Below are 12,494 nucleotides of genomic sequence, written 5' to 3' on the forward strand. Positions count from 1 at the left end.
CTGTGAATTTTCTCACAGATTGAAAACGGTTACACAAGATTAAATCGTCAGAGAGTGACCGTCGCCTCACTTTGCCAGGGGGCGACAGAATGGCGCCGCACCAGCGTCGGCATGAACAGATGAGCGGCCTGCGGCTCCGCCAGGCCCGCTGCGCCCTGCAACGCCAGCTCGGTGGCCAGCGTGGCCATCGAGACGATCGGATAGCGCACCGTGGTGAGTTTGGGGCTGGTGTAACGCGCGATGGGGATGTCGTCGAAGCCGATCAGCGAGAAATGCTGCGGCACTGTGATACCGTTTTCTTTCAGCACCGCCATGGCGCCGGCGGCCATGGCGTCGTTGTAGGCGAACACCGCGCTCAGCTGTAGGTTACGCCCCAGCAGCTCCACCATCGCTGCCTCGCCGCCCTGCAAATCCGGCGAACCGTAGGCGCGCCAGTTGTCGGGCGTGGCCAGCCCGGCGGCGGCCATCGCCTGCGCATAGCCCTGCTGGCGCAGCGGCCCGTCTTCGATCGGGTGATTGGAGCCTAGATAGCCGATGCGTCGATGGCCCTGCGACAGCAAAAGACGCATCGCCATTTCCGCGCCGCAGACGTTATCCAGCCCGACGCAGCGCGGCTCATAGCCGGGGATAATCCGGTTGATCAGCACCATGCCCGGTACCTGCTCCAGAAAGCCGATCAGCTCGGCGTCGCTCAGGGCTTTGGCATGAACAATCAGGGCATTACAGCGCTGGCGGATCAGCACTTCGATCGCGTGGCGCTCTTTGTCCGCCTGATGATAGCTGTTGCCGATCAGCAGGTATTTGTGGTGTTTCTGCGCCACCGTGTCTACCGCTTTCACCAGCGCGCCGAAGAACGGGTCGGAGACGTCCATCACCACCACGCCCAGGGTATCGCTGCTTTGGGTCGCCAGCGCCTGCGCGTTGGCGTTGGGGCGATAGCCCAGCTCCGCCACCGCCTGCAGCACCTGCTCGCGCGTCTCTTTGCTGGTCAGCGCGCTGTGGTTCAGCACGCGGGAGACGGTCGCCACGGAGACACCGGCGCGTTTCGCCACGTCGCGAATGGTGATCGGATGAACTGGAGGCATGTGGGATCCTGAAATCGGGGTAGTGGCCGGTGGCGCTATCCTACCCCGATTGGCCCGCTGCTCGCGTGAATTACGTCACAGGAAAGAAAACGTTTACATACATTTTTTTAACCTGCCGGCAGGCGCTCACTTCAGCGCTTTGGGTTCCGCTTCGCCGGCGGCCATCTGCGTCAGTTTGCGCCACAACCATTCCATCGGCCCCTGAGCGAAATAACGCAGCCACAGTGCGGAAAACGCCAGGTTGGCCAGCCAGACCAGCGGCACGAACGCCAACAGCTGCAGCCGGTCGAACTGCTCATAGAGGCCAAAGCGATAAAACAGCGTGGTGCAGATCAGCGTTTGCAGCAGGTAGTTGCTCAACGCCATGCGCCCTACCAGAGTCAGCCAGTGGGCGATGCGCATGCGCGACAGCGTGGGCCAGAAACCGTAACACAGCGCCAAATAGCCCATCGCCTGCAGCGGGGAGCCCAGCTCGCGCGGCACCTGCAGCAGGAAACCGCTCCAGCGATAGTCCCAGTGGACCTGCCATTGCAGCGCTACCGCCGGCAGCTGGATCAGCACCGAAAGCGGCAGCAGCCATGCCGCCTGCCGCAGGTAATAACCGGAGGAATAACTGCCGCGCAGCCAGCCGCTGCGCATCAGCCCGGCGCCGAACAGCATCAGCCCCGCCAATTCCCAGCCATACTGAGCGCCGATGGCCAACAGGCTGGACGAGAGCAGATCGGCACGGCTGCGCCAGGCTTCGAAACCGCCCTGTAGCTTCCAGAACTTCTCGTACTGCAACTCCGCCACGCCCGGCTGCCAGAAGCTGCCCGGCTCACCGTGCGAGACGAAACCGAGCAGCAGCAGCACCGCTACGCCAATCAGATACAACACCACGCCGGTTTTCAGCAGCTGAAAGGTTTCTTTGGCTTCGCGGATCATGCGCCAGCACACCAGGCCGATCAGCCCGTAGGCCAACAGAATATCGCCGTCCCACAGGAAGATGGCGTGCGCGAGGCCAAACAGCACCAGCCACGACAGCCGCGCGCGGATCCAGCTTTTGCCGCGCCGCAACAGCATTTGCAGCCCGGCACCGAACAGCAGTGCGAACATCGCCAGGAACTTCGCCTGCGCGAAGAGATCGAGCAGCGCCCAGGTCCAGGCGTCGCGCGACGACGGCATGCCCAGATAGGCCGGGTTGAGATAGGCGGCCTTCGGCAAGCCGAAGGCGCTGATGTTCAGCAATAAAATGCCGAGAATGGCGATGCCGCGCACGCAGTCCAGCGTGGCGATGCGCGGCAGAGGGTGACTGTTCATTTTTTATCGCTGTCTTCCGCTCATGAAAAAGGCGCCCGCAGGCGCCTGTTGTCGTCGTGCGGGTCGCCCCGCAACGCCATCACCCCTGGTGATGACGCACCGCGCGCAGGAACTCCTGGCGGGTATTCTGGCTGGACTTGAACAGCCCCCCCAACGAGGTGGTGGTGGTGGCGCTGGTCGCGTCGCGGATGCCGCGCGCCTTGACACAATAATGGACCGCATCGATCGATACCGCCACGTTATTGGTGCCGAGCAGAGTCTGCAGCGCCACCAGGATCTGTTGGGTCAGGCGCTCTTGCACCTGCGGACGCTGGGAGAAGAACTGCACGATGCGGTTGATCTTCGACAGGCCGATCACCGAGTCTTTCGGGATATAGGCCACGGTGGCCTTACCGTCGATGGTCACGAAGTGGTGCTCGCAGGTGCTGGTCAGCGTGATATCGCGCACCGTCACCATCTCATCCACCTTCATTTTGTTCTCGATGACGGTGATTTTCGGGAAGTTGGCGTAGTCCAGCCCGGAGAAGATCTCGTCGACATACATTTTGGCGATGCGATGCGGCGTCTCCGCCAGGCTGTCGTCGGACAGATCGAGATTCAGCAGCTGCATGATTTCGGTCATGTGCTCTTTGATGCGGCGCTTGCGCGTTTCGCGATCCAGCACTTCCCCGCGCAGCGGCGTCTCCAGACCACGCTCTTCCAGCGCCGCATGCACCAGCGCGGCTTCTTTACTTAATGATATCATGTACTTGTTCTCCTGCGGACGGAACCCGCCGGCGGCCTGGTAGGGCGTGCGGCCGGCGAATTGCTTGCTCTCGTGACGGCAGAGTTTTCGTGATGGATAACGTGAACCCGGTCAAGATTTTGCCCCCACTGTAGATGAGAGCGCGGCGATTATCCAGTGATAGTGCTTCATCCGCAGGTGAAATATTCGCATTTAGCACAATCAGGCCGGCTGCGGGATTCCACGTTTTTTGTATGGATTTTAATCAGCTCATCGCCGTTTTTTGCGCCAGCCGCCGCGCCGGGGTATTCACCACCAGCGCACCAGCCACCAACAGCGCCGCCACCGCCACATACAACGCCGGCTCCAGCCGATGGGTCATGGCGGTCGACAGCGCCGACAACATCGGCCCGACCAGTTGGCCGATCGCATAACCGGTGGTCAGCAACCCGGCCATATAGCGCGCATGGCGCGGCGCCAGTTCACGGCCGTGCTGAAGGGCGAGCTGCACCACGCAGAGAAAACCGCCGCCGGTCAGCAACGCCCCCAACGCCAGACCGGCCACGCCCGGCACCACTTCGGCGCTCAGCACGCCCAGCGCCTGTATCCACAGCGTGATCGCCAGCCGGCTCTGGGTGGTCAGCCTGTGGCGAGTCAAAATGCCGATAACGATCCCCAGCACCGCCGCGCCGCCGAACACCGGCCAGACGAACTGCGCGAACAGGCTACCGGGAAAACGTGCCGCCGCCATCTGCGACAAGAACGTCGCCGGCAGGATGTAGCCGAACCCGGCCAGGCTGTAACTCCACACCAGGCGTTTAAGCGCCGGCGTCAGCAGCAGCGGCTCCGGGGCCACGTCCGGGCGATGCAGCTCGCCGCTGCGCGGCAGAAAGGCGCTAATTCCTCCGACCAACACCAGCGCCAGCCCGCCATACACCAGCCAGGCCTGCGCTGCCGTCAGCCCCAGCGTGTTGATGCCCACCGCCAGCATGCCGCTGAGGAAGATACCGGCGCCCGGCCCGGCGAACACCGCCGCGCTCAGCGCCGGCCGGCCGCAGTGCGCCAACCGCTCGTTGGTCCAGGCCGCCACCAGCACCATCGCCCAGCAGCTGGCCCAGCCGATGACGAAGCGCAGCGCGCCGTGGGTCCATTCATCCTGCGCCAGCGCCGACAGCAGCGTCAGCGCCATCGCGCCCCATACGCCCAGCCACAGACGCCGCTCGACGTGGCGCGTGGCGCGCATCGCGTCGTAGGCACCGCACAGGTAGCCCAAATAGTTGATCGCCGCCACCAGCCCGGCGCCGGTCAGGCTGAACTGGTGTTCCGCGATCATCAGCGGCACCTGGGGAGTGAAAGCGAAGCGGCCAATGCCCATCGCGACGATCAGTGCGGCAAAACCGCTCAAGGCAATACGTAAAGCCATACCGGTATCCAAAAGGTTAAAAGAAAGTTGCCAGTATCATGCCGCAGCATTAAACTCACAAAAACTGAATAATAGTTATCAAGTTCATCACGAAACGAGAATATTATGGATCTGACCCAGCTTCGCATGTTCTGCTGCGTGGCGGAAACCGGCTCGGTCGCCCGCGCCGCCGAGCAGCTGCACCGCGTGCCGTCGAATTTGACCACCCGGCTGCGCCAGCTCGAACAGGAGCTGGGCGCCGATCTGTTTATCCGCGAAAAACAGCGCCTGCGCCTGTCGCCGATGGGCCATAACTTTCTGTGCTACGCCAACCGCATCCTGGCGCTGAGCGACGAGGCGATGAGCATCACCCACGCCGGCGAACCGGCGGGCAACTTCGCCCTCGGCTCGATGGAAAGCACCGCCGCTACCCGCCTGCCCTCGCTGCTGGCGGCTTACCACCAGCGCTTCTCGCAGGTTTCGCTGTCGCTGACCACCGGCACCTCCGGCGAAATCGCCGATCGAGTGCGCGCCGGCACGCTGGCCGCGGCGCTGGTCGACGGCCCGGTACCCTATGACGAGCTGAACGGCTGCATCGCCTATCCTGAACATATGGTGGTGATCTCCTGTCTCGATCACGCGCCGATCCACAGCGCCAAAGACGCCAATGGCGAGACGCTGTTCGCCTTTCGCGCCAGCTGCTCCTACCGCCTGCGGCTGGAGGCCTGGTTCAAGCGCGAAGGCGCGCGGCCGGGGCAAATTATGGAGATCCAGTCCTATCACGCCATGCTGGCCTGCGTCGCCAGCGGCGCCGGGCTGGCGATGATCCCGCATTCGGTGCTGAGCCTGCTGCCGGGCCATGAGCGGGTTCGGGTTCACACCCTGCCGCCGGACGTGGCCGACACCGCCACTTGGTTGCTGTGGCGCCGCGACGCGTTCGGGCCGAACGTGCGCGCGCTGAAAGAGTTGATTATTGAACAGACGGAAACCGCCGCTGTTGATGAAAGCACCCCCAACGATTTATCAGGCGTTGTCGATATCGCCTGATTTAAAAAGAAAACCACTGAGGAGACTATGATGGAGATGATCAAAACCCGCGCCGCCGTTGCCTGGGGCCCGAACCAGCCGCTGAAGATCGAAGAAGTCGAGCTGATGCCACCGCAAAAAGGCGAAGTGCTGGTGCGGATCGTCGCCACCGGCGTTTGTCACACCGATGCCTACACCCTGTCCGGCAAAGATCCGGAAGGCGTGTTCCCGGCGATCCTCGGCCACGAGGGCGGCGGCGTGGTGGAAGCGGTCGGTGAAGGCGTCACCAGCGTGGCGGTCGGCGATCACGTGATCCCGCTCTACACCCCGGAGTGCGGCGAGTGCAAATTCTGTAAATCCGGCAAGACCAACCTGTGCCAGGCGATCCGCGCCACCCAGGGCAAAGGGCTGATGCCGGACGGCACCACCCGCTTCTTCAAGGACGGCAAGCCGATCTTCCACTACATGGGCACGTCTACCTTCTCCGAGTACACCGTGGTGCCGGAAATCTCACTGGCGAAAATCAACAAGGAAGCGCCGCTGGAAGAAGTGTGCCTGCTGGGCTGCGGCGTGACCACCGGCATGGGCGCGGTGATGAACACCGCCAAAGTGCAACCGGGCGACACCGTGGCGATCTTCGGCCTGGGCGGCATTGGCCTGTCGGCGATCATCGGTGCGCAGATGGCCGGCGCGGGCCGCATCATCGGCATCGACATCAACACCAGCAAGTTCGATCTGGCCCGCAAGCTGGGCGCCACCGATCTGATCAACCCGAAAGACTATGACAAGCCGATTCAGGAAGTGATCGTCGAGCTGACCGACGGCGGCGTCGATTTCTCCTTCGAGTGCATCGGCAACGTCAACGTGATGCGTTCCGCGCTGGAGTGCTGCCACAAGGGCTGGGGCGAATCGGTGATCATCGGCGTCGCAGGCGCGGGCGAAGAGATCTCGACCCGTCCGTTCCAACTGGTCACCGGCCGCGTCTGGCGTGGTTCGGCGTTCGGCGGCGTCAAGGGCCGTTCGCAGCTGCCGGGCATCGTCGAGCGCTATCTGGACGGCGAATTCGCACTGAACGACTTTATCACCCACACCATGGGGCTGGAGCAGATCAACGAAGCGTTCGATTTGATGCACGAAGGCAAATCGATCCGTTCCGTCATCCACTTCGACCAATAAGCCAGGAGGCAGAGATGACGTTGTCATTGGAACTTCTCGAAGAGCACCGCATGTTCGGCGGCTGGCAGCAGCGCTATCGCCACGCGGCGCAGAGCCTGAATTGCAACATGACATTCAGCATCTACCTGCCGCCGCCGCGCGATGACAACCCGCCGCCGGTGCTGTACTGGCTGTCGGGGCTGACCTGCAACGACGAGAACTTCACGTTGAAAGCCGGCGCGCAGCGCATCGCCGCCGAGCTGGGTCTGGTGCTGGTGATGCCGGACACCAGCCCGCGTGGCGACGAAGTGCCGAACGACGAAGGCTACGATCTGGGCCAGGGCGCCGGGTTCTACCTGAACGCCACCCAGGCGCCGTGGGATCGCCATTTCCGCATGTACGACTACATCAGCGCCGAACTGCCGGCGCTGATCGAACAGCACTTCAGCGTCAGCGATCGTCAGTCGATCTTCGGCCACTCGATGGGCGGCCACGGCGCGCTGATGATGGCGTTTCGCAATCCGCAGCGCTTCCGCTCGGTATCGGCCTTCGCGCCGATCGTTAACCCGTGCCAGGTGCCGTGGGGCCGCAAGGCGTTCACCGCCTATCTGGGCAGTGACGAAAGCCAGTGGCTGCAGTACGACAGCTGCCATCTGCTGGCCAGCGGCGCGGAAAAAATGCCGGTCCTTATCGACCAGGGCGACGACGACCAGTTCCTGGCCGACCAGCTGCAACCGGCGCGGTTGGCGGAGCTGGCGCGCCAGCGCGACTGGCCGCTGACGCTGCGCATTCAGCCGGGGTACGATCACAGCTACTTCACCATCGCCACCTTCGTGGAAGATCACCTGCGCTTCCACGCCGAGCACCTGTTCCGCTGATAAAAAAATCCGGGCGGTTAACCGCCCGGATTTCTTCAAAAACCATCATTGCCATATCCCTTCCTCATCCCTGTAATATACATGCGTCAAATTTTCATCAAAAAACTCTAAAACAGGGGTATGCCAATTCAGCGATACCCTCACCCCTTCAGTTTCGGATCCAACGCGTCGCGCAATCCGTCGCCCAACAGGTTGAAGGCCAGCACGGTGATGAATATCGCCAGGCTGGGGAAGATCGCCACGTGCGGCGCGATCACCATATCGGCGCGCGCCTCGTTGAGCATCGCCCCCCACTCCGGCGTCGGCGGCTGGGCGCCCAGGCCCAGAAACGACAGGCTGGCGGCGGTGATGATCGAGGTGCCGATACGCAGGGTGAAATAGACCACGATCGAAGACAGGGTGCCCGGCAGAATGTGCCGCAGGATGATGGTCCAGTCCGAGGCGCCGATGCTGCGCGCCGATTCGATATAGGTCAGGTGCTTCAGCACCAGCGTATTGCCGCGCACCAGGCGGGCGAAGGCCGGAATGCTGAAGATCGCCACCGCGACGATCACGTTGGCCATGCCGCTGCCCATGATCGCCACCACGCCGATCGCCAGCAGAATGCCGGGAAACGCGAACAGCACGTCGCAGACGCGCATGGTGAGACGATCCCACCAGCCCTCATAGTAGCCGGCCAGCAGCCCCAGCAGGGTGCCGATCGCCCCGCCCGCCAGCACAGAGAACACCCCGGCCGCCAGCGAAATGCGCGTGCCCATCAGGATGCGGCTGAAGATATCGCGCCCGAGGGAATCGACGCCCAGCCAGTGCATCAGCGAAGGCCCTTCGTTCAGCCGGTCGTAATCGAAATAGTTTTCCGCATCGAACGGTGCCAGATAAGGCGCCAGCAGCGCCGCCGCAATCAGCAGCAGCACCAACAGGCCGGCGACCAGCGCCGCCCGCTGGCGACGAAAGCGCCGCCAAAACTCGCTCCACGGCGTGCGTACCGCGTTGGAGTCGATAAGCGGCATCGCCTTCAGTGCGGCGTTGCGCCGCCAATGCTTAATCATGCCGCGCCCTCATTGATAACGAATCGCCGGGTTGATCGCCGCGTACAGCATATCCACCAGCAGGTTGATCAGAATGAACTCCAGCGAGAACAGCAGCACCTCGGCCTGGATCACCGGGTAATCGCGCATCTCCACCGAGTCCACCAGCAACCGCCCCAGCCCCGGCCAGTTGAACACCTTCTCCACCACGATCGAACCGCCGAGCAGGAAGCCGAACTGCAGCCCCATCATGGTCACCACCGGGATCATCGCGTTGCGCAGGCCGTGTTTCATCACCACCACGCTTTCCCGCACGCCCTTGGCGCGCGCGGTGCGCATGTAGTCCTCCTGCAGCACCTCGACGAACGAAGCGCGGGTGAAGCGCGCCATCACCGCCGCCACCGCCGCCCCCAGGGTGATAGAAGGCAGAATGTAGTGACGCCAGCTGTCGGCGCCCACCGTCGGCAGCCACCCCAGTTCGACCGAGAACACCTGCATCAGCAGCATGCCGAGCGCAAAGGCCGGGAACGAGATCCCCGACACCGCCAGCGTCATGCCGAGGCGATCCGGCCAGCGGTTGCGCCACACCGCCGACACCACGCCGATCGCCAGGCCGAACGCCACCGCCCACAGCATGCTGGTGACGGTCAGCCAGAAGGTCGGCATAAAGCGCGAGGCGATCTCTTCGCTCACCGGGCGTTTGGACACCATCGAGATGCCGAAGTCGCCCCGCAGCGCGTTGACGAAGAAGTGCGCGAACTGCTGCGGCAGCGGCTTATCCAGCCCCAAATCCTTGCGCACCAGCTGCACCACCGCCTCGTCGGCCTCCGGCCCCGCCGCCAACCGCGCCGGATCGCCCGGCAGCAGGTGGACGAACAGGAACACCAGCACCGCCACGATCAGCAGCGTCGGGATCAGGCCCAGCAGTCGTTTCAGAAAATAATTGAGCATCTCATTCCTTCCCCCGCCCGCCGCCGTCTGGCCGCAGGCGGGGATGGGCGCCTTATTTCAGATCGGCGTTATCAAAGTTGAACGAGGTATCCGGCATCACGTAGAAGCCGCTCAGCTGTTTGCTGTTGGCCGACAACAGACGTTCGGTCGCCAGGAAGATCCAGGGCGCGTCGGCCCAGATGCGATCCTGCGCGTCCTGATACAGTTTCTGCTTCTCGGCGCGATCGGTGGTCGCCAGCGCGTCGGTCAGATCCTTGTCCACCTGCGGGTTGCTGTAGAACGCGGTGTTGAACTGCTTCGGCGGCGCCGCCTGGGTAGAGAACAGCGGCGACAGCGCCCAGTCCGCTTCCCCGGTCGAGGCCGACCAGCCGGTGTAGAACAGCCGCACCCCGGTGTCCTTCACCCCGACGCTCTCCACCTGCGCCGCACGCTGCCCGGCATCCATCGCCGTCACCGTCACTTTCACCCCCACCTGCGCCAGCTGCTGCTGGGTGAACTGCAGCACCTTCTGCGCGGTGCTGTGGTTGTGGGACGACCACAGCGTAGTGGTGAAACCGTTCGGGTAGCCGGCCTCTTTCAGCAGCTCGCGTGCCTTGGCCGGATCGTACGGCCAAGGCTTATAGCGGGCGGCGAAGTCGATGGCCGGCGGCACCGGGCCCTCCGCCGGCACCGCGTAACCGGCGAACGCCACCTTGATCAGCGCGTCCTTATTGATGGCGTAGTTCAGCGCCTGGCGCACCTTCGGGTTGTCGAACGGCTTTTGGGTGACGTTCATGCTGATGTAACGCTGCAGGATCGACGGCGCGGCCACCACGTCCAGCTTGGCGTTGCCCTCCAGCACCTTGGCCTGCTCGTAAGGGATCGGGAAGGCGAAGGTCGCCTCGCCGGTCTGCAGCATCGCCGCGCGGGTGTTGTTATCCACCACCGGGCGCCAGGTGATGCTGTCGAGCTTCGGCAGCCCCGGCTGCCAGTAGCCGTCGAACTTCTTCACCTTGACGAAATCGGTCTGGTTCCAGGTCACGAACTGATACGGCCCGGTACCGACCGGGTGGAAACCGATCTCCTTGCCGTATTGCTTCAGCGCCGCCGGCGAGATGATCGCCGCCGCCGGGTGCGCCAGGTTGTTGACGAACGCCGAGAACGGCGCCTTCAGCACGATCTTCACCGTATTGGCGTCCACCGCTTCGGTTTTGTCGATCATCTTGAACAGGTTGTAGCGCTTGAGGTGGCTGTCCGGGTTGCTGGCGCGATCGAGGTTGATCTTCACCGCATCGGCGTTGAGCGCGGTGCCGTCGTGGAATTTAATCCCCTGGCGCAGTTTGACCGTGTAGGTCAGGCCGTCTTTGCTGACCTCATAGCTGTCCGCCAGCACGTTCACCAGCTTCATGTCCTTATCGAAGCCGAACAGCCCCTGATAGAAAGACTTAGCCACCGCCTGCGACAGCGTGTCGTTGGCGTCGTAAGGATCGAGGGTGGTGAAGTTGGAGGCCACGGCGATCACCGCGTCCTTCGCCGCCCAGACCGGGCCGGTTCCCGCCGCCAGCAGTACGGCGGCCAACAGCGCATTGCGTTTGAATGTGTGCTTCATGTCGCTTGTCTCTCCTGAGGTCTTTAAAAAGCACCGGCGATCGGGTGGCGGGCGACAAAGTGCCCGGCGCCAACCTGCACCAGCGGTGCGGTAACGGGTTCATCGCCCAGCGCGCGCACTGGGCTCGGGATCTCATCGGCCGGCAGCGGCTGCCGTTTGTGGGCATGAGCGGGATCGGCCACCGGCACCGCCGCCATCAGCTTGCGGGTATAGGGGTGCTGCGGATTGTCGAACACCGCCTGCCGTGGGCCGATCTCGACGATCTGCCCGAGGTACATCACCGCCACCCGGTGACTGATGCGCTCCACCACCGCCATGTCGTGTGAAATAAACAGAAAAGCGATGCCGAACTCGCGCTGCAGATCGAGCAACAGATTGACGATCTGCGCCTGAATCGACACGTCCAGCGCCGAGACCGCCTCGTCGGCGATCACCACTTTCGGGTTCAGCGCCAGCGCGCGCGCGATGCAGATGCGCTGGCGCTGGCCGCCGGAGAATTCGTGCGGGTAGCGGCGCGCATGCTCCGGCAGCAGGCCGACGCGCTCCAGCAGCCAGGCCACCCGTTGCTCCGCCTCCCGGCCGCGCATCACGTTGTGCACCAGCAGCGGCTCCATGATGGAAAAACCGACCGTCAGGCGCGGATCGAGCGAGGCGTAAGGATCTTGAAAGATGAACTGAATATCGCGCCGCAGATGCTGCAGCGCCGGCCCCTTCAACTGATCGATTCGCCGCCCGGCGAAGGTGATGGTGCCGCTTTGGCTGTCCACCAGCTTCAGCAGAGAGCGCCCGGTGGTGGACTTGCCGCAGCCGGACTCGCCCACCAGCCCCAGCGTCTCGCCGGGGTAAAGATCGAAACTGACGTTTTCCACCGCGTGCACCCGGCGAGTGACCCGATTGAACAATCCGCCGCGCAGATCAAAGCGCGTAACCAGATGCTCCACCCGCAGGATCGGCGCGGCGCCTGGCGGCACGGTATCCTGCGGCGCCGTATCCCCCTCGCCGCCCGGCAGCGGAAACTTCGCCGGCAGCGGCCGATCGGCCATCGCCCCCAGCTTCGGCACCGCCGCCAGCAGCGCCCGGGTATAGGCCTGTTGCGGCGCGGCGAACAGCTCGCGCACCCGATTTTGCTCCACCTGCTCACCGCGGCGCATCACCAGCACCCGGTCGGCGATCTCCGCCACCACGCCCATGTCGTGAGTGATGAAGATCACCCCCATCTGCATCTCCCGTTGCAGCACGCGGATCAGCTGCAGGATCTGCGCCTGGATGGTGACGTCGAGGGCGGTGGTGGGCTCATCGGCGATCAGCAACGCCGGCCTGCAGGAGAGCGCCATGGCGATCATCACGCGCTGGCGCAT

At 63.6% G+C, this 12,494-nt stretch carries 11 protein-coding genes; 3 read left to right on the top strand and 8 right to left on the bottom strand.

What is annotated here, in order from left to right:
- Positions 1-47: 47 nt before the first annotated feature.
- The 4 genes from galS to HMPREF3138_RS10995 form a co-directional block, all read right to left on the bottom strand.
- Entirely contained in the window at positions 48-1,085 is a 1,038-nt protein-coding gene (galS, locus tag HMPREF3138_RS10980; protein ID WP_038880975.1) for an HTH-type transcriptional regulator GalS, read from the bottom strand.
- Between the two features lie 126 nt (positions 1,086-1,211).
- Positions 1,212-2,384, bottom strand: coding sequence for a DUF418 domain-containing protein YeiB (gene yeiB, locus HMPREF3138_RS10985; RefSeq protein WP_038880972.1), 1,173 nt, complete (start codon positions 2,382-2,384; stop codon positions 1,212-1,214).
- 79 nt (positions 2,385-2,463) lie between these two features.
- Positions 2,464-3,129 (bottom strand): GTP cyclohydrolase I FolE, encoded by a 666-nt coding sequence (gene folE, locus HMPREF3138_RS10990; RefSeq protein WP_038880971.1) that lies wholly within the window; start codon positions 3,127-3,129, stop codon positions 2,464-2,466.
- Positions 3,130-3,373: 244 nt separating this feature from the next.
- Complete coding sequence (locus HMPREF3138_RS10995; protein ID WP_070559046.1) at positions 3,374-4,531, bottom strand: YbfB/YjiJ family MFS transporter; 1,158 nt, start codon at positions 4,529-4,531, stop codon at positions 3,374-3,376.
- Between the two features lie 105 nt (positions 4,532-4,636).
- On the opposite strand from HMPREF3138_RS10995, the gene HMPREF3138_RS11000 reads away from it, so the two are divergent.
- The 3 genes from HMPREF3138_RS11000 to fghA are packed head-to-tail and all read left to right on the top strand — an operon-like array spanning position 4,637 to position 7,569.
- On the top strand, positions 4,637-5,557 hold the full coding sequence (locus tag HMPREF3138_RS11000) for a putrescine utilization regulator PtrR (RefSeq protein WP_038880964.1): 921 nt from the start codon (positions 4,637-4,639) through the stop codon (positions 5,555-5,557).
- Positions 5,558-5,587: 30 nt separating this feature from the next.
- Positions 5,588-6,712: an S-(hydroxymethyl)glutathione dehydrogenase/class III alcohol dehydrogenase gene (locus HMPREF3138_RS11005; RefSeq protein WP_038880962.1), complete on the top strand. Its 1,125-nt coding sequence runs from the start codon at positions 5,588-5,590 to the stop codon at positions 6,710-6,712.
- Between the two features lie 14 nt (positions 6,713-6,726).
- A complete protein-coding gene (fghA, locus tag HMPREF3138_RS11010; protein ID WP_015377214.1) occupies positions 6,727-7,569 on the top strand; it encodes an S-formylglutathione hydrolase in 843 nt (280 codons plus the stop codon).
- Between the two features lie 140 nt (positions 7,570-7,709).
- On the opposite strand, the gene gsiD is transcribed toward fghA, so the two are convergent.
- The 4 genes from gsiD to HMPREF3138_RS11030 form a co-directional block, all read right to left on the bottom strand.
- Positions 7,710-8,618: a glutathione ABC transporter permease GsiD gene (gene gsiD / locus HMPREF3138_RS11015; RefSeq protein ID WP_171887866.1), complete on the bottom strand. Its 909-nt coding sequence runs from the start codon at positions 8,616-8,618 to the stop codon at positions 7,710-7,712.
- Positions 8,619-8,627: 9 nt separating this feature from the next.
- On the bottom strand, positions 8,628-9,548 hold the full coding sequence (gsiC, locus tag HMPREF3138_RS11020) for a glutathione ABC transporter permease GsiC (protein ID WP_038880960.1): 921 nt from the start codon (positions 9,546-9,548) through the stop codon (positions 8,628-8,630).
- 52 nt (positions 9,549-9,600) lie between these two features.
- On the bottom strand, positions 9,601-11,136 hold the full coding sequence (gsiB, locus tag HMPREF3138_RS11025) for a glutathione ABC transporter substrate-binding protein GsiB (RefSeq protein ID WP_038880958.1): 1,536 nt from the start codon (positions 11,134-11,136) through the stop codon (positions 9,601-9,603).
- A 23-nt stretch (positions 11,137-11,159) separates the two neighbouring features.
- A partial coding sequence (locus HMPREF3138_RS11030; RefSeq protein WP_246828723.1) for a dipeptide ABC transporter ATP-binding protein occupies positions 11,160-12,494 on the bottom strand: 1,335 nt, incomplete at its 5' end.

Source organism: Serratia sp. HMSC15F11 (genome assembly GCF_001808215.1).
GTDB classification, from domain to species: domain Bacteria; phylum Pseudomonadota; class Gammaproteobacteria; order Enterobacterales; family Enterobacteriaceae; genus Serratia; species Serratia nevei.